Origin of the sequence: Streptomyces sp. NPDC008092 (genome assembly GCF_042957285.1) — a bacterium.
Lineage (GTDB): Bacteria > Actinomycetota > Actinomycetes > Streptomycetales > Streptomycetaceae > Streptomyces.
Genome location: NZ_JBIBHY010000003.1, coordinates 234,869 through 252,403, shown reverse-complemented (window position 1 = coordinate 252,403; position 17,535 = coordinate 234,869). Strand labels below are relative to the sequence as shown.

The window sequence follows — 17,535 nt, the reverse complement described above, 5'->3', positions numbered from 1 at the left end:
TGTGTCCGCTGTGTGCGGGGTGAGCCGTCCGGGTGAGGGCAGCACCCGGGCGCGCGTGACGGTTCGCACGCGCGCGTGGGGGCCGTCAGAACAGGCCGGTGGCGGCGAAGCGGAGTACCAGCTGCGGAGCGCCGGAGAGGACGACGCCGAGGGTGCCGGTGAGGGCGAGAGCGGCCGTGAGCGGGGCGGGAAGGCGGTGCCTGACCGGCTCGCCCTCGGGGGCGCGGAACAGGAGGGCCGTCCACTGGAGGTAGTAGTAGAGGGCCATCACGACGTTGACGGCCATGACGACGGCGAGCCAGCCGAGGCCGGCGTCGACGGCCGCCGAGAAGACGGTGACCTTGGCGAACAGGCCGATGATGCCGGGCGGGAGGCCGGCGAGGCACAGCAGGAAGAACGCGAGGAGCAGCGCGGTGAGCGGGTTCCTGGCGTACAGGCCCCGGTAGTCGGAGATCCGGTTGAGCCGCCGGGTACGGGCGACGGCGGCGGCCACGGCGAAGGCGCCGAGGTTCACGGCGGCGTACATGAGGGCGTAGGCGACGGTGGAGCCGACGGCCTTCCGGGCGTCCTCGGTGTATCCGGCGGCGGCGATCGGCACCAGCAGATATCCGGCCTGGCCCACCGAGGACCAGGCGAGCAGCCGTACCGCGCTGTACGCGCGCGTGGCCTGCTGGCGCAGGGCCGCCACGTTGCCGACGGTCATGGTGAGCGCGGCCAGGGCGGCGAGCGCGGGTCCCCAGACGTCGGCGTAGGACGGGAAGGCGACGACGGTGACCAGGATCAGGCCCGAGAAGCCGACGGCCTTGCCGACGACCGACAGGTAGGCGGCGATCGGGAGCGGGGCTCCCACGTAGGTGTCGGGTACCCAGAAGTGGAACGGGACGGCGGCCGTCTTGAAGGCGAAACCCACGAGGGTGAGGACGACACCCGTCTGGGCGAGGGTGTGCAGCTGTCCGTCGACGTGCTGGATCCGGTCGGCGACCTGGGTGAGGTAGAGGCTGCCGGTGGTGGCGTACACGAAGCTGACGCCCATGAGGCTGACGGCGGTCGCGGTCACCGAGGACAGGAAGAACTTCAGGGCCGCTTCGGAGGACCTCTTGTCGCCGTGCCGGATGCCGACGAGGGCGAAGGCGGGCAGGGAGGCGACCTCCAGAGCGACGATCAGGGTGGCGAGGTCGCGGGAGGCGGGGAGCAGGGCGGCGCCGGCGGCCGAGGAGAGCAGCAGGAACCAGAACTCGCCCTGGGGGTAGCGGCGGCTGCCGTCCTTGAGGGCGGTCACGGACAGCAGGGCCGTGAGCAGGGCGCCGCCGAGGACGAGGAACTGCACGACCAGGGTGAACCGGTCGGCCGTGTAGCTGCACGCGCGCGTGGTGCCGGTCAGGCAGAAGGTGCTGCGGTCGTGGTCGAGGAGCGGGAGCAGCAGGAGGGCGGCCGCGGCGAGTCCGGCGACCGAGATCCAGCCGAGGAGCGGCTTCCTGGCCTCGGGTACGAACAGGTCGGCGACCAGGACGGCCAGGCCGACGACCGCGGTGAGGGTGGGCGGGGCGATGGCCAGCCAGTCGACGGACTGGACGAGGTTCGCGGCCAGTGGCTGGGCCAGGGCGCTCATCGGGTGCCTCCTGCGAGGAGCTGCTGCACGGCCGGGTCGGTCAGACCGAGCAGGGCCTTCGGCCAGAGTCCGGCGACGACGGTGAGGGCGACGAGCGGGGTCCAGGCCGCGAACTCGTAGGTGCGGACGTCGGCGAGTTTCGGCATGTCCTGCGGTACGGCGCCCATGCAGACGCGGCGGACCACGGCCAGCATGTACGCGGCCGTCAGGAGGGTGCCGAAGGCGGCGATCCCCATGAAGGTCAGGAAGGCCGGGCGGCTGAGGCCGGCGGCGGGCTCGAAGGCGCCGAACAGGGCCAGCATCTCGCCCCAGAACCCCGCGAGGCCGGGCAGCCCGAGCGAGGCGACGGCGGCGAACGCGAGCAGTCCGCCGAGACGCGGTGCCTTGCCGTACAGCGCGGCACCCGTCTCCTCGGCCAGGGTGTCCAGGTCGGTGGTGCCGGTGCGGTCCTTCAGGCCGCCGACCAGGAAGAACAGCAGGCCGGTGATGAGGCCGTGGGCGATGTTGGCGAAGAGGGCGCCGTTGACGCCGGTCGGGGTCATGGTGGCGATGCCGAGCAGGACGAAGCCCATGTGGCCGACGGACGAGTAGGCGATCAGCCGCTTGAGGTCGCCCCGTGCGCCACGCTTGGCCAGGTTCAGGCAGGCCAGGGACCCGTAGATGATCCCGACGACGGCGAACGCGGCAAGGTACGGCGCGAAGATGCGGAATCCGTCCGGCGCGACCGGCAGCAGGATCCGGACGAACCCGTACGTGCCCATCTTCAGCAGGACCCCGGCCAGCAGTACCGAGCCGACGGTCGGCGCGGAGGTGTGGGCGTCCGGCAGCCAGCTGTGCAGGGGCCACATCGGGGTCTTGACCGCGAGCCCGATCCCGATCGCCAGAACGGCGATGACCTGCACGGATGTGGTCAGCGACCGGCCGTTGTCAGTGGCGAGTGCCACCATGTCGAAGGTGCCCGCCTTGATTCCGATCAGGAGCAGGCCGAGCAGCATGACGACGGACCCGAGCAGGGTGAAGAGGATGAACTTCCAGGCGGCCCGGGTCCGTCCCGCGCCGCCCCAGCGGGCGATGAGGAAGTACATCGGGATGAGCACCGTCTCGAAGGCGAGGAAGAACAGCAGCAGGTCGAGGACGGCGAAGCTCGCGAGGGTGCCGGACTCCAAAACGAGCAGCAGGGCGACGAAGGCCTTCGGGGAAGGGCCGGACGGGCCCGCGGGCGGGTTGAAGTACGAGTAGAGCGCGCAGAGGAAGGTCAGCAGCGCGGTCAGGACCACGAGGGGGAGGGAGATGCCGTCGATGCCGAGGTGGATGCGCACGTCGAGTGCGGGGATCCAGCTGATGTCGGTCGTGGCCTGCATCCTCGACGGGTGGTCGTGGTCGAAGCCGAGCGCGAGGACGATCGCGGCGATGAGGATCGCGCCGGTCACGGTCACGCCGTGGCGGAGCACGGCCTGCTCGGGCGACTTCCCCTTCAGCCCGGGCGGGGCCGGCAGCAGGGCGGCGACGGCGCCGAGAAGCGGGCCGACGACGATCAGTGCCAGAAGGACTTGCATCACGGACTCGCTGATATCGATCACGCCTGCTCACGCTCCCGTGGCGACGAGGAGGACGGCGACCGCCAGGACGACGGTGCCGGCGAGCAGCGCGCTCACATAGGTCTGGACGTTGCCGGTCTGGGCGCGCCGTACGGCGGCGCCGAGCAGGCGGGGCAGGGCTCCCGCCCCGCGGACGTAGGTGTCGACGACCTCGCGGTCGAGGAACTGGACGAGGCTCGCGGCGGCCAGCACCGGGCGGACGAACAGCGCGTCGTAGACGGCGTCCAGGTGGAAGCCCTCGGCCGCGTGCCGGTGCAGCGGGCCGAGCAGCAGCCGGCCCGGGTCCGCCGGGTCGGGTGCGTAGGCCACGTCGCCGAACACCTGCTTGTGGGCGGCGATGGCCTCGGCCTCGACGAGTCCGGGTTCGGCCTCGGGATGGGTGACGACCGCCCCGAGGGGGACCCGGGCGGCCAGCGTCCTGGTGCGCTGCCAGGCGCCGTAGGTGACGAGTCCGCCGACCAGGGCGAGGCCGGTGCCGAGGACCGACGTGGTGAGGGTCGGGGTGAGGGCGCGGCCGTCGAACCAGCCGGGCAGCGAGCGGTAGGCGAACCCGCCGAAGGCGAGGGACGGGACGGCCAGAACCCACAGGACCACGGTCATGGACCGCGGTTGCCGCCCGTGGTCCTCGGCCTCGGCTCCCCGGCCCCGGAAGGTGAGCAGCCACAGCCGGGTCGCGTAGGCGGCGGTGAGCAGGGCGGTGGCCAGGCCCGCGATCAGGACGATCCAGCCGGCGCTGTCGGGGACGTGTTCGGCGTGACCGGTCGTCGCGTGCTCGGCGGCTCCGAGGACGGACTCCTTGGAGAAGAAGCCGCTGAAGGGAGGGATCGCGGCGAGCGCGAGCAGGGCCACGGTCATCGTCCAGTAGGCGTCCGGGACGCGGTCGCGCAGGCCGGAGGTGCGGGACATGACGGCCAGCGAGTTGGTGCCCGCGGCATGGATGATCACGCCGGCCGCGAGGAACAGCAGCGCCTTGAAGGCGCCGTGGGACAGGAGGTGGAAGACGGCGGCTCCGCGGTCGCCGACGGCGAGGGCACCGGTCATGTAGCCGAGCTGGCCGATCGTCGAGTAGGCGAGGACACGCTTGATGTCGTCCTGGGCGAGCGCGGCGAGGGCCGAACCGGCCATCGTGACGGCACTCATGACGGCGAGGACGACCATCACGGCCGCACTGGCCTCGAAGACCGGGAGGAGACGGGCGACGAAGTAGACACCGGCGGCGACCATCGTCGCGGCGTGGATCAGCGCGGAGACCGGGGTCGGGCCGGCCATCGCGTCGGGGAGCCAGGTGTGCAGCGGGAACTGCGCGGACTTGCCGGCCACTCCGCACAGGAGCAGCAGCCCGACCAGGGTGGGATGGTGCAGCCCGCCGTTGGCGACGGTGTCGAGGACGGTGGTGACACGGAACGACCCGGCGTCGGTGGCCAGCGCGAACAGGCCGATCAGGAACGGCACGTCGCCGAGCTTGGTGACGAGGAAGGCCTTCATGGAGGCGGCGCGTGCCTCGGGGGTCTCCCAGTAGTGACCGACCAGGAAGTAGGAGCAGATGCCCATGACTTCCCAGCCGACCAGCAGCACGATCAGGTCGCCGGAGTAGACGACCAGCAGCATCGCGGAGGTGAACAGGGAGACGAGGGCGGCGTACGAGGGGTAGCGCGGGTCGCCGCGGAGGTAGCCGGTCGAGTAGATCTGCACGCAGGTGGCGACGAAGGCGACCAGGACGGCGACGAGGGCGGCGAAGCCGTCGATGTGCAGGGCGAGTTCGATGGGGACCGAGCCGGTCGGGGTGAGCTCGGTGTGGGCGTCCAGGGCCTGGCCGCCGCCCTGGTCGGCGGCGACCGTGCAGGCCAGGGCCAGCGCGGCGAGCGTCGGCAGGACCGCGAGCGGGCGGACGAAACCGGGAGCGGTGCGGCCGAGGAGCAGGCCGGCGGCGGCGCCGAGGAAGGGCAGGAGGGGGACGAGGACGGCGAGGGTGGTCGTGGTCACGCGGTGGCCTCAGCCTTCTCGTCGGCCGCCTCGTCCGGGGGCGTGCCGTCCTCGTGGCCCTCGGCGGTGTCGCGGAGCCGGTCGATGTCGGAGGTGCCGCGGTTGCGGTAGACGGCGAGGACGATCGCCAGGCCGATGCCGATCTCGGCGGCGGCGATGGCGATGGTGAACAGGGTCAGGGCCTGGCCGGAGTGCAGGGTGTCCCGGGCGGCCTTGCTCAGCCAGACGTCGAAGGCGACGAGGTTGAGGTTGACGGCGTTGAGCATCAGCTCGACCGACATCAGGACCAGGATCGCGTTGCGGCGGGCGAGGACGCCGTACAGGCCGGTGCAGAAGAGGAGAGCGGAGAGGACGGCGGGATAGGCGAGGTGCATCAGCGGGCGCCTTCCTGCTCGATCGGGTGAATCCCGGATCCTGTGACGGAAGGGGAACTCTGCGTGACGGCCCGGCCGTTCACAGGGGGCGGGGCCGAATCCGCCTTCGCCTTCCGGGACAGGACGATCGCGCCGACCAGGGCGGCCAGGAGGAGGACGGAGAGGGCCTCGAAGGGCAGGACCCAGTTCTGGAAGAGGCTCGCGCCGGTGACCTTCGTCGAGCCGGCGGCGGCGCCGCCCAGGTCGATCCAGGTGGTGCGGAAGGCGTCCACGACCACCCAGACCAGAGCGGCCGCGGCGGCCACGGCGACGGCCAGCGCGATCCAGCGGTTTCCGGAGTCGGCGTCCGGGGAGCGGCCGATCGGGGCCCTGGTGAGCATCAGACCGAAGAGGAGGAGGACGACAACGGAACCCACGTAGATGAGGACCTGCACCCAGGCGATGAACTCGGCGGTGAGCAGCAGGTATTCGACGGCGAGCCCGCCGAGGGCGACCACCAGCCACAGAGCGGCGTGCACCAGCTGACGGGTGGTCACCGTGACGAGGGCTGCGCCGAAGGTGACCAGGCCGACGAGAAGGAAGGCGATCTCCACACCGGTCGGGGACAGGAAGCCGTGCGGCGCTTGGGCGAGCGGGCTCACTCCTCCCCCTCCCCCAGCTCAGCCTGTCCGGTGGCCCGCTCGGCCTCGGCGGCCTCGGCGGCAGCGGCGGCCTCGGCGGCAGCGAGCTTCTCGGCGGACTTGCGGGCGGCGGCGATCTCCTTCGGCTCCTCCGCACCGGGGTCGAGGGCGGGCGGGGCCGGGACCGTCCACATCCACTCGCGGAGCTTGTCGCGCTCGTGGGTGAGTTCGCGAATGTCGGTCTCGGCGTACTCGAACTCCGGGGACCAGAACAGGGCGTCGAAAGGACAGACCTCGATGCAGATACCGCAGTACATGCACAGGGAGAAGTCGATGGCGAAGCGGTCCAGGACGTTGCGGCTGCGTTCACGGCCGCCCGGGGCCGCCGCCGGGACGGTCTCCTTGTGGGAGTCGATGTAGATGCACCAGTCGGGGCACTCACGGGCGCAGAGCATGCAGACCGTGCAGTTCTCCTCGAACAGCCCGATCACACCCCGGGTGCGGGGCGGGAGGTCGGGAAGGGCGTCCGGGTACTGCTCGGTGACCGACTTCCGGGTCATCGTGCGCAGGGTGACGGCCAGGCCCTTGGCCAGGCCCGAGCCAGGGATGGGGGCCACTAGGAGATCACCACCTTGACGATGCCGGTGAGGGCGATCTGGGCGAGAGAAAGGGGGACGAGGAGGGTCCAGGAGAACTTCTGCAACTGGTCCTCGCGCAGCCGGGGGTAGGTCACGCGGAGCCAGATCACGACGAAGGCGAGGAGCGCCGTCTTCAGGAGGGTCCACAGCCAGCCGAGGCCGTCGGCACCCCACGGGCCGTGCCAGCCGCCCAGGAAGAGGACGGTGGTCAGGCCGCACAGGACGACGATCCCGGCGTACTCGGCGAGCAGGAACAGGGCGAAGCGCAGGCCGGTGTACTCGGTGTACGCGCCGAAGATGATCTCCGAGTCGGCGACGGGCATGTCGAACGGGGGCCGCTGGAGTTCCGCGAGGCCGGCGACGAAGAAGACCAGGCCTCCGGTGATCTGCCAGGGCAGCCACCACCAGTGGAAGGAGCCGACGATGCCCGGCAGCGAGACGGTACCGGCCGCCATCGCCACGGAGGCGGCGGCGAGCAGCATCGGGAGTTCGTAGGCGAGGAGCTGAGCGGCGGTGCGCAGACCACCGAGGAGGGAGAACTTGTTGGCGCTGGCCCAGCCGGCCATGAGCGAGCCGAGGACGCCGACGCCCATCACGGCCAGCACGAAGAACACGCCCGCGTCCAGGACCTGGCCGACCGCGCCCTCGCCGGGGCCGATCGGGATGGCGAGCAGCACGAGCAGATACGGGAGGAGGGCCACCGCGGGGGCCAGCTGGAAGACACGGCGGTCCGCGCCGGCCGGGACCACGTCCTCCTTCTGCGCGAACTTCACGCCGTCGGCGATCAGCTGGGCCCAGCCGTGGAAGCCACCGGCGTACATCGGACCGAGACGGCCCTGCATATGGGCCATCACCTTGTGCTCGGTCTGACCGACGATCAGGGGGAAGGTGAGGAAGACGACGAACACGACGAGGAGTCGCAGGGCGACGTCCAGAGCGTCGTTCACTGCGGGCCTCCTGGGGGGTCGTCGTGGGGGGCGGGGTGTTCGGGGGCGGAATCCTCGGGTGCGTCGGGCTCGGCGGGGTCCGGCTCGGGCTCTTTCGGCGCGGCGGGGGTCGCCTTCGGCGCGGCGGGGGTCGACTCCGCCACCGGCTCCACAGCGGGCTCCGCGAGCACCGGCTCCTCGGCCCTGGCCGCGGCCCCGCTCTCGGTCCCGGTCCCGGTTCCCTCCGCCGGGTCGGCCGGCGTCCCGCGTGGCTTCCCGGCCTCCGGTTCGTCGAAGGCCGGACGGGCGTGGTGCCACGGCGCGTCCGAGCTGCGGGGGGCTGCGGGGCGGGCCGGGGTGGCGGGTACCGCCGGCGCTTCGGTCTCCTGCGCACGCTGGGAGGCGGAGCCGCCCGAGGCGGTACGCGACCGGCGTGGCCCTCGTGGCGCAGCCGACGGCCCCGCCGCCGGAGCGGCCCCCTCTGCACCGGTGCCTTCCGCAACGACAACGACCTCTTCGGCGGCCTCCTCGGCGGTCTTCTGAGCGGCCTCCTCGGCGGTCCTCTCGGCGGACGCGTCCTGCGTGCCGGAGGCTGTCCGCTGCGAGGCGGACCCCTCGCCCGCGGTCCGTGCCCTGCGCGGGGCGGCCGTCGGCCCAGGCGCGCCTGACGCACCCGACGCCGCGGTCGCCTCGGCCGCCGCAGTGGCCCCGGCAGCCCCGGCAGCCCCGGTCGCCTCGGCCGCCGCCGTCGGCTCGGTCGCCTGGCTCGCCGAGCCGTCCGCGGCCGTGCGTGAGCGGCGCGCCGGGCGGTCTTCGGCGGTGCGGGGCGGACGGGACGGGCGGTCGCCGGCTGGGCGGCTTGCGGCGGTGCGGGCCGGGCGGGCGGGGGCGGCCGGGAGCTGGCCCTTGAGGGGGCCCCACTCGTTCGGGTCGGGGACGCCCGGGGGAAGCATCTGGCGGCGCTTGGGGCCGCCGTGGTCGGACTCGCCCGGTTCCTTGGCGCCGGGCCAGGCCTTGGCGACGCGGGCGGCGAGCACGAAGTCCTTGCGGAGGGGGTGGCCTTCGAAGTTCTCCGGGAGGAGGAGGTGGGCCAGGCCGGGGTGGCCGGTGAAGCGGACGCCGAACATCTCGTGGGTCTCGCGTTCGTGCCAGCGTGCGCCCGCGTAGACGCCGACGGCGGACGGGAGTTCGGGGGCGGTGTGCGGGACGGTCGTGCGCAGGAGCAGGCGGCGGACCGGGGCGAGGGCGACGACGTGGGCGGAGACGCGGAAGCCGGTGCCGGGTTCGTCGACCGCGCTCAGCCAGTCGAAGTAGGTGCAGGAGAGCGTCGTACGGGCGATCTCCAGGGCGGCGAGCCAGGAGGAGGGAGGGACGTCGACCGTGAGGACGTCGTAGGACTCGTCGGCCGTGGCGTCCGTGCCGAAGAGTTCCTCGACGGGGGCCGGCAGCCAGCCGGCCGGGGCCGTCATGGCGCGTCCCCTTCGTCCTCGGCGCCGCTGGGGGTGGGCGGACGGACCAGGCCGCTCTGGAGGGCCGCGGCGGACGGGCGGGGGGTGCCGTAGCGCTCGCCCAGGGACTCCGCGGCGATCTTCTCCTGGAGTTTGAGGATGCCCTGCAGGAGCGCCTCGGGGCGCGGCGGGCAGCCGGGGACGTAGACGTCGACGGGGATGATCTGGTCGACGCCCTTGGTGACGGAGTAGGAGTCCCAGTAGGGGCCGCCGCAGTTCGAGCAGGCGCCGAAGGAGATGACGTACTTCGGTTCGGGCATCTGCTCGTACAGGCGCTTGACCGCCGGGGCCATCTTGTCCGTGACCGTGCCCGAGACCACCATCAGGTCGGCCTGGCGGGGGCCCGGCGCGAAGGGGATCACGCCGAGGCGGATGAAGTCGTGGCGGGCCATCGACGCGGCGATGAACTCGATCGCGCAGCAGGCGAGGCCGAAGTTGAAGACCCAGAGCGAGTAGCGGCGGCCCCAGTTGAGGACGACCTTCATCGGCTCGGGGGCGAGGCGGGCGAGCGCGCCCAGCCGCTTCGGTTCCGGCAGGAGCACGGGCTCCGGCGTCACGTCCATGTCAGGACGCCCTTCTTGTATGCGTACAGCAGGCCGACGGCGAGGAAGCCGAGGAAGATGAACATCTCCACGAGCGTCGTGGCGCCGTAGCCGGGGGCGGCGAAGACCGTCGCCCAGGGGAACAGGAAGATCGAGTCGACGGCGAAGATGACGTAGAGGAAGGCGTAGACGTAGTAGCGGACCTGGGTGTGGGCCCAGCCCTCGCCGACAGGGTCGACACCGCACTCGTAGGTGAGGAGTTTCTCGGGCGTGGGGACCACCGGGCGCAGCAGCCGGCCGGCGCCGAAGGCGACGGCGACGAAGAGCACGCCGACCAGTGTCAGCAGTCCCACGACCGAGTAGGACGCGAAGTAGTCCGCGGCGACGACCGCGGTCGGTTCACCGCCCACCGTCTCCCGCATCGTCCGTCCCTCGCTCCCTCGACAGACCACAGGCCCGACCTGGCCCGGTGCCGTGACCTCAGTCAACTCTTGATTCGACGATCTGTACGCACGGGAGTCTAGGCCCTGATAAAGACACGGTAAGCAGGTCGTCACGCGGTGGGGCACGGTGGGACAGGAGACCGGGGCCGGCTGGTGGGGTTTTCCCCAGGGCGGCTCGGGCGGGGAACTCCATGGCGTCGTGCCACGGCACACGGCACGCTGGCGCATATGACCGCACCAGCACCCCGATCCCCCAGCATCGCCGACGACGGGGAGGACCCTGACCGGCTGCCGCCCGTGCGCTTCGCGTTCGACGGTCACACCTGGAAGGAGATCGCACATCTCCTGCTGAACCTGCCGATGTCGCTGTTCGGCTTCGTCTACGTCGTCACGACGGTGTGGGTGAGCGGTGTGCTGACACTGACGGTGATCGGCATACCCCTGCTCGCCGCGACTCTGCTGGGCGCCCGGCAGCTGGGGAAGCTGGAGCGGGCACGCGCGCGTGCGCTGCTCGGGGTGCGGGTGGAGGAGCCGACCCCGCTGCCGTGGAGCAGACGCGGTGCGGGCACCGGGCGGCTGTGGTTGACGTTGAAGGACCCGGTGGGCTGGCGGACGCTGCTGTACGACTTCATCCGGCTGCCGTGGGGCGTCCTCACCTTCTGCGTCACGCTGGTCTCGCTGTTCGTGCTGTGGCCGGTGCTGCCGTTCGTCGCGCGCGGGCTGGCCAACGTGGACCGGGCGATGGTGCGCGGCCTGCTGTCGCCCTCCGACGAGCTGGAGCGCCGTATCGCCGAACTGGAGTCGGACCGCGGAGTGGTCGTCGACACGGCCGCCGCCGACCTGCGGCGCATCGAGCGGGACCTGCACGACGGCGCGCAGGCCCGGCTCGTCAGTCTGGCGATGGGGCTCGGTCTGGCGAAGGAGAAGCTGCTGGAGGATCCCGACGCCGCCGCCGCGATGGTCGCGGAGGCGCACGGTGAGGTGAAGCTGGCGTTGCAGGAGCTCAGGGATCTCGCCCGGGGCATCCATCCGGCGGTGCTGACCGACCGGGGGCTGGACGCGGCGCTGTCGTCGGTGGCCTCGCGCTGCACGGTGCCGGTCCAGGTGACCGCCGACCTGCCGTCCAGACCGGCGCCCGCGATCGAGGGCATCGCCTACTTCACCGTCTCCGAGCTGCTGCAGAACATCAGCAAGCACAGCGGGGCGCGTACCGCCTCGGTGGAGGTGTGGCGGGCCGACGACCGGCTGCTGATCCAGGTACGGGACGACGGGCACGGCGGGGCGAGCCTGGACGGCGGCTCCGGGATGCGCGGGCTCGCGGACCGGCTGGGCGCGGTCGACGGCCTGTTCGTCGTCGACTCACCGGCCGGCGGGCCCACGACGGTCACCGCCGAGCTGCCCTGGCGCGACCGGGCGTAGGCCAGCGCCGGGGGGTGGGGAAAACCCCCCGTTCAAGACGCCGACGGACTCCATGGTCACCCGACCTGCGACAGAGCAGGGTGGAGATACGGCAGGACAGGGCCGATGAGACTGGGAGAGGACGGGACGGCACCGATGGCCACGGAGTACGGACACCAGTACGGGTACGGGCAGGACCCCGGATACGGCTACGAGCCGTACGGCGAGCGCCGGCATCGGGTGCCGGCGGTGCTGCGGGCACCGTTCGAGGCGCGCAGCTGGCGTGAGTTCGGCTATGTCCTGCTGGGCCTGCCGGTCGGCGTCACGCTGTTCGTGTGGACCGTGACGATGCTGTCCCTCGGGGTCGGTCTGGTGGTGACCTTCATCGGGATCCCGCTGCTGGCGGTGGCCCTCGCCGGATGCCGCGGCTTCGGGGCGCTGGAACGGGCACGCGCGCGTGGGCTGCTGAAGCTGGAGGTGGCCGACCCGGAGCCGCTGCGGATGCGCAAGCCGGGGTTCTTCGCCTGGGTCGGCGCGGTGCTGAAGAGCGGCACGTCCTGGCGTCACCTGCTGTACGCGGTCCTGCAGTTCCCCTGGTCGATGTTCTCCTTCGTCGTCGCCCTCAACTTCTGGGCGTACGGATGGGCCCTGCTGACGTATCCGCTGTGGTTCTGGGTGTTCCCGATGTGGGCCGGGCAGGGCGGGCTCCAGCTGTACGGCGACGCTCACCACAGCGTCTACCTCGACAACCCGTTCGAGATCACCGTGACCGCGCTGGTGGGGCTGCTGTTCACACTGGCGACGCCGTGGATCGTCCGGGCGCTGACGCTGGTGGACCGGGTGATGGTGAACGGGCTGCTGGGGCCGTCGAAGCTGGCGTCGCGGGTGGTGGAGCTGGAGTCGGACCGGGGGATCGTGGTGGACACGGCCGCCGCCGATCTGCGGCGGATCGAGCGGGACCTGCACGACGGGGCGCAGGCGCGGCTGGTGGCGCTGGCCATGGATCTGGGGCTGGCGAAGGAGAAGCTGCGGGAGGATCCGCAGGTCGCGGCGCGGATGGTGGACGAGGCGCACGGTGAGGTGAAGACCGCGCTGCAGGAGTTGCGGGACCTGGCCCGCGGGATCCATCCGGCCGTGCTGACCGACCGGGGGCTGGATGCGGCGCTGTCGTCGGTGGCCTCGCGGTGCACGGTGCCGGTGCGGGTGGAGGTCGATCTGGCGGAGCGGCCGGCGGCGGCGATCGAGGGGATCGCGTATTTCACGGTGTCCGAGTTGCTGCAGAACGTCAGCAAGCATGCGCGGGCGAGTGCGGCGGCGGTGGATGTGTGGCGGAGTGAGGACCGGTTGATGCTGCAGGTCGTGGACGACGGGGTGGGGGGTGCGGACACGGCGAGGGGGTCGGGGCTGGCGGGGCTGGCCGAGCGGCTGGACGCGGTCGACGGGATTCTGGTGGTGGACTCGCCGGTGGGCGGGCCCACGCGGGTGACGGCGGAGCTGCCCTGGCGGGGCTGAGGGCGGGTTTTTCTCGCCCCCGCCGCCCCTACCCGTCCCGTCCTGAAGGGGGTGCGCCCCCTTCGACCTCCCGGTCGCGACCGCCGCGCTGTTCGGGGGCTGCCGCCCCCGGACCCCCGCATCGGCCTGAACGGCCTCGTCCTCAAACGCCGGACGGGCTGAGTTGTCGTGTCGGCCAGTCCTCGTACTCGAACGCCTTACGGGCTGAGTCGTGGTGCCGGTCGGCTCTCGTCCTCGGACGCCGGACGGGCTGAGTCGTGGTGCCGGCCGACCCTCGCCCTCGAACGCCGGACGGGCTGGACAGTGGGGGTCCAGGCCGACCGAGAACGTGGCCCCACGGTCTGATTTGGTTCGTCTCCTCTCCTTACCCGCACGCACTCCGATCCGAATGCTGGAATGCTGGACTTTCCGACAGGGCAGGCATGTACGCCGGACGGGGTGTGGGGGGCCGGGAGATCGTGGAGGACAGGGTGCGGGTGGTCATCGCCGAGGATTCCGTGCTGCTCCGAGAGGGGCTGACCCGGCTGTTGACCGACCGGGGGCATGACGTCGTCGCAGGTGTCGGGGACGCGGAGGCGCTGGTCAAGACCATCGCCGACCTGGACGCGCAGGATGCGCTGCCGGACGTCGTCGTCGCGGATGTGCGGATGCCGCCGACACACACGGACGAGGGCGTGCGGGCCGCCGTACAGCTGCGGAAGGCGCATCCGGGGCTCGGGGTGCTGGTGCTGTCGCAGTACGTGGAGGAGCGCTACGCCACCGAACTGCTGGCCGGATCCAGCCGGGGCGTGGGGTATCTGCTGAAGGACCGGGTCGCCGAGGTGCGGGAGTTCGTGGACGCCGTGGTGCGGGTCGCCGAGGGCGGTACGGCGCTCGATCCGGAGGTCGTCGCCCAGTTGCTGGGCCGCAGTCGTAAGCAGGACGTCCTTGCGGGCCTCACCCCGCGGGAGCGGGAGGTGCTGGGGCTGATGGCCGAGGGGCGGACGAACTCGGCGATCGCCCGGCAGCTGGTCGTGAGCGACGGGGCCGTCGAGAAGCACGTCAGCAACATCTTCCTCAAGCTGGGGCTCTCCCAGAGCGACGGTGACCACCGGCGCGTTCTGGCCGTTCTGACGTATCTGAACTCCTGACGGGCCGACGGCACCGTGTCGGCACCGGAAGGCGGCCAGGGCGAGGGAAAATCGTGACAAGTCAGGGCGACAGGTCGTCTCAGAACTCCGTCCAGCATGCGAGCGGGCACGGGAAGGCGACCCTAACCGACGTAGGGTTGATTACGGGATGGTCCGTGGGACGGCCACGCCCGGACAGCCGCCTCGAAGGAGGTCCAGTTCAGTGACCAGCCAGGTCAGCAGGACAACGGAACAGGCCGACGGAACCGTCGTGGGAGAGCAGCGCAGGCCGGGCGGTGTGAAGGCCGTCCGGCGCCTCGATCGGGTGATCATCCGGTTCGCGGGGGACTCGGGTGACGGTATGCAGCTCACCGGTGACCGGTTCACGTCGGAGACAGCGTCCTTCGGCAATGATCTGTCGACCCTGCCGAACTTCCCCGCCGAGATCCGGGCCCCCGCAGGCACTCTGCCGGGGGTCTCGTCGTTCCAGTTGCACTTCGCCGACCACGACATCCTCACCCCGGGTGACGCGCCGAACGTGCTGGTCGCGATGAACCCGGCCGCGCTGAAGGCGAACATCGGGGATCTGCCGCGCGGTGCGGAGATCATCGTCAACACGGACGAGTTCACCAAACGGGCGATGCAGAAGGTCGGCTACGACGCCTCGCCCCTGGAGGACGGGTCGCTCGACGGCTACAGCCTCCACCCGGTGCCGCTGACCACGCTGACCGTGGAGGCACTCAAGGAATTCGACCTCAGCCGCAAGGAGGCCGAGCGCAGCAAGAACATGTTCGCGCTCGGCCTCTTGTCATGGATGTACCACCGGCCCACCGAGGGCACGGAGAGGTTCCTCCAGCAGAAGTTCGCCCGCAAGCCCGAGGTCATGAAGGCCAACCTGGCGGCGTTCCGCGCGGGCTGGAACTTCGGCGAGACCACCGAGGACTTCGCCGTCTCCTACGAGATCGCCCCCGCGACGACCGCGTTCCCGGTCGGCACGTACCGGAACATCTCGGGGAACCTGGCCCTGGCCTACGGCCTGGTCACCGCGAGCCGGCAGGCGGATCTGCCGCTGTTCCTCGGGTCGTACCCGATCACCCCGGCCTCCGACATCCTGCACGAGCTGTCCAAGCACAAGAACTTCGGCGTGCGCACCTTCCAGGCCGAGGACGAGATCGCCGGCATCGGCGCGGCCCTGGGGGCGGCGTTCGGCGGCTCGCTGGCGGTGACGACGACGTCCGGTCCGGGTGTCGCCCTGAAGGCGGAGACGGTCGGGCTCGCGGTCTCGCTGGAGCTTCCGCTGCTGGTGGTCGACATCCAGCGGGGCGGGCCGTCCACCGGGCTGCCGACCAAGACCGAGCAGGCCGACCTGCTGCAGGCGATGTTCGGCCGCAACGGCGAGGCACCGGTCCCGGTCGTCGCCCCGCGGACGCCGGCCGACTGCTTCGACGCGGCTCTGGAGGCGGCCCGGATCGCGCTGACCTACCGGACGCCGGTCATGCTGCTCTCCGACGGCTACCTGGCCAACGGCAGCGAGCCCTGGCGGATCCCGGAGCTGGAGGAACTGCCCGACCTGCGGGTGCAGTTCGCGAGCGGCCCGAACCACACCCTCGACGACGGCACCGAGGTCTTCTGGCCGTACAAACGGGATCCGCAGACCCTGGCCCGCCCCTGGGCCGTTCCCGGGACACCGGGGCTGGAGCACCGCATCGGCGGCATCGAGAAGCAGGACGGCACGGGCAACATCTCCTACGACCCCGCCAACCACGACTTCATGGTCCGCACCCGGCAGGCCAAGATCGACGGCATCGTCGTCCCCGACATCGAGGTCGACGACCCGGACGGCGCCCGCACCCTGGTACTGGGCTGGGGGTCGACGTACGGGCCGATCACGGCGGCGGTGCGGCGGCTGCGGGCGGCCGGCGAGCCGATCGCACAGGCGCACCTGCGGCATCTCAACCCGTTCCCGAAGAATCTCGGTGCGGTGCTCAAGGGCTACGACAAGGTGGTGATCCCCGAGATGAACCTCGGCCAGCTCGCCACCCTCATCCGGGCGAAGTACCTGGTGGACGCGCATTCGTACAACCAGGTCAACGGCATGCCGTTCAAGGCCGAGCAGCTCGCCACTGCGCTCAAGGAGGCCATCCATGACTGACGCCGTGACCGACGCCGCCGACGGACTGCTGCAGCTCGTCCCCAAGGCCGAGGCCAAGCAGTCCATGAAGGACTTCAAGTCGGACCAGGAGGTGCGCTGGTGCCCGGGCTGCGGTGACTACGCGATCCTCGCGGCCGTGCAGGGGTTCATGCCGGAGCTGGGACTGGCGAAGGAGAACATCGTCTTCGTCTCGGGCATCGGCTGCTCCTCCCGCTTCCCGTACTACATGAACACCTACGGCATGCACTCCATCCACGGCCGCGCCCCCGCCATCGCCACCGGGCTGGCCACCAGCCGACGGGACCTGTCGGTATGGGTGGTCACCGGCGACGGCGACGCCCTCTCCATCGGCGGCAACCACCTCATCCACGCCCTCCGCCGCAACGTCAACCTCAAGATCCTCCTCTTCAACAACCGCATCTACGGGTTGACGAAGGGCCAGTACTCCCCCACCTCCGAAGTCGGCAAGATCACCAAATCGACGCCGATGGGCTCACTGGACGCCCCCTTCAACCCCGTGTCCCTCGCGATCGGCGCGGAGGCGTCCTTCGTCGCCCGCACCATCGACTCCGACCGCAAACACCTCACCGAAGTACTGCGCGCCGCCGCCGCCCACCCGGGCACCGCCCTCATCGAGATCTACCAGAACTGCAACATCTTCAACGACGGCGCCTTCGACGCGCTCAAGGACCAGCAGTCGGCCGACGAGGCGGTGATCCGCCTGGAGCACGGCAAGCCCATCCGCTTCGGCACGGACGGCGCGCGCGGCGTCGTACGGGACCGGCTCACCGGCGACCTGAAAGTCATCGACGTGACCGCGGACAACGAAGCCGAGGTCCTCGTCCACGACGCCCACTCCCCCTCCCCGACCACGGCGTTCGCCCTCTCCCGCCTCGCCGACCCCGACACCCTGCACCACACGCCACTCGGTGTCTTCCGCTCGGTGGAACGGCCCGTCTACGACGTGCAGATGTCCGAGCAGCTGGACACCGCGGTCGAGCAGCACGGCAAGGGCGACCTCGCGGGGCTGCTGGCCGGCGGGGACACCTGGACGGTCGTGGGCTGACCCGGGGAGTCCGCAGGACGGGAAAACGGTGAGCGGGGCCCGGACGGTGCGTCCGGG

The 17,535-nt window shown here is 71.3% G+C and carries 15 protein-coding genes; 5 read left to right on the top strand and 10 right to left on the bottom strand.

Annotated features, from left to right (window positions below; translation table 11 throughout):
- Positions 1-85: 85 nt before the first annotated feature.
- The 10 genes from ACFZB3_RS10315 to ACFZB3_RS10270 are packed head-to-tail and all read right to left on the bottom strand — an operon-like array spanning position 86 to position 10,220.
- Positions 86-1,609 carry a proton-conducting transporter membrane subunit gene (locus tag ACFZB3_RS10315; protein WP_391372721.1) on the bottom strand — a complete coding sequence of 508 codons (1,524 nt, stop codon included), beginning with the start codon at positions 1,607-1,609 and terminating at the stop codon, positions 86-88.
- Positions 1,606-3,189 carry an NADH-quinone oxidoreductase subunit M gene (locus ACFZB3_RS10310; protein WP_391372718.1) on the bottom strand — a complete coding sequence of 528 codons (1,584 nt, stop codon included), beginning with the start codon at positions 3,187-3,189 and terminating at the stop codon, positions 1,606-1,608. The genes ACFZB3_RS10315 and ACFZB3_RS10310 overlap by 4 nt, the downstream gene beginning before the upstream one ends.
- A gap of 6 nt (positions 3,190-3,195) precedes the next feature.
- A complete protein-coding gene (locus ACFZB3_RS10305; RefSeq protein ID WP_391372715.1) occupies positions 3,196-5,190 on the bottom strand; it encodes an NADH-quinone oxidoreductase subunit L in 1,995 nt (664 codons plus the stop codon).
- A complete protein-coding gene (gene nuoK / locus ACFZB3_RS10300) occupies positions 5,187-5,564 on the bottom strand; it encodes an NADH-quinone oxidoreductase subunit NuoK (RefSeq protein ID WP_391372712.1) in 378 nt (125 codons plus the stop codon). Before nuoK ends, ACFZB3_RS10305 begins: the two co-directional genes overlap by 4 nt.
- Positions 5,564-6,205 (bottom strand): NADH-quinone oxidoreductase subunit J, encoded by a 642-nt coding sequence (locus ACFZB3_RS10295; protein ID WP_391372710.1) that lies wholly within the window; start codon positions 6,203-6,205, stop codon positions 5,564-5,566. The genes nuoK and ACFZB3_RS10295 overlap by 1 nt, the downstream gene beginning before the upstream one ends.
- Positions 6,202-6,801 (bottom strand): 4Fe-4S binding protein, encoded by a 600-nt coding sequence (locus ACFZB3_RS10290; RefSeq protein WP_391372708.1) that lies wholly within the window; start codon positions 6,799-6,801, stop codon positions 6,202-6,204. The genes ACFZB3_RS10295 and ACFZB3_RS10290 overlap by 4 nt, the downstream gene beginning before the upstream one ends.
- A complete protein-coding gene (locus tag ACFZB3_RS10285) occupies positions 6,801-7,769 on the bottom strand; it encodes a complex I subunit 1 family protein (protein ID WP_217549043.1) in 969 nt (322 codons plus the stop codon). Before ACFZB3_RS10285 ends, ACFZB3_RS10290 begins: the two co-directional genes overlap by 1 nt.
- Positions 7,766-9,217, bottom strand: a complete 1,452-nt coding sequence (locus tag ACFZB3_RS10280; RefSeq protein WP_391372704.1) for an NADH-quinone oxidoreductase subunit C — start codon at positions 9,215-9,217, stop codon at positions 7,766-7,768. Before ACFZB3_RS10280 ends, ACFZB3_RS10285 begins: the two co-directional genes overlap by 4 nt.
- Positions 9,214-9,819 (bottom strand): NADH-quinone oxidoreductase subunit NuoB, encoded by a 606-nt coding sequence (locus ACFZB3_RS10275; protein ID WP_391372701.1) that lies wholly within the window; start codon positions 9,817-9,819, stop codon positions 9,214-9,216. Before ACFZB3_RS10275 ends, ACFZB3_RS10280 begins: the two co-directional genes overlap by 4 nt.
- Positions 9,810-10,220 (bottom strand): NADH-quinone oxidoreductase subunit A, encoded by a 411-nt coding sequence (locus ACFZB3_RS10270; protein ID WP_350780313.1) that lies wholly within the window; start codon positions 10,218-10,220, stop codon positions 9,810-9,812. Before ACFZB3_RS10270 ends, ACFZB3_RS10275 begins: the two co-directional genes overlap by 10 nt.
- 249 nt (positions 10,221-10,469) lie before the next feature.
- On the opposite strand from ACFZB3_RS10270, the gene ACFZB3_RS10265 reads away from it, so the two are divergent.
- From ACFZB3_RS10265 to ACFZB3_RS10245, 5 genes are all read left to right on the top strand, one after another.
- Entirely contained in the window at positions 10,470-11,660 is a 1,191-nt protein-coding gene (locus ACFZB3_RS10265; protein ID WP_391372698.1) for a sensor domain-containing protein, read from the top strand.
- 135 nt (positions 11,661-11,795) lie between these two features.
- The gene (locus ACFZB3_RS10260) at positions 11,796-13,151 is read left to right on the top strand and encodes a sensor domain-containing protein (RefSeq protein WP_391374009.1); all 1,356 of its coding nucleotides are present in this window, start codon (positions 11,796-11,798) and stop codon (positions 13,149-13,151) included.
- A 422-nt stretch (positions 13,152-13,573) separates the two neighbouring features.
- Entirely contained in the window at positions 13,574-14,281 is a 708-nt protein-coding gene (locus ACFZB3_RS10255) for a LuxR C-terminal-related transcriptional regulator (protein ID WP_391372696.1), read from the top strand.
- Between the two features lie 202 nt (positions 14,282-14,483).
- Positions 14,484-16,412, top strand: coding sequence for a 2-oxoacid:acceptor oxidoreductase subunit alpha (locus ACFZB3_RS10250; RefSeq protein ID WP_391372693.1), 1,929 nt, complete (start codon positions 14,484-14,486; stop codon positions 16,410-16,412).
- Positions 16,405-17,478, top strand: coding sequence for a thiamine pyrophosphate-dependent enzyme (locus tag ACFZB3_RS10245; protein WP_391372691.1), 1,074 nt, complete (start codon positions 16,405-16,407; stop codon positions 17,476-17,478). The genes ACFZB3_RS10250 and ACFZB3_RS10245 overlap by 8 nt, the downstream gene beginning before the upstream one ends.
- Positions 17,479-17,535: the final 57 nt, after the last annotated feature.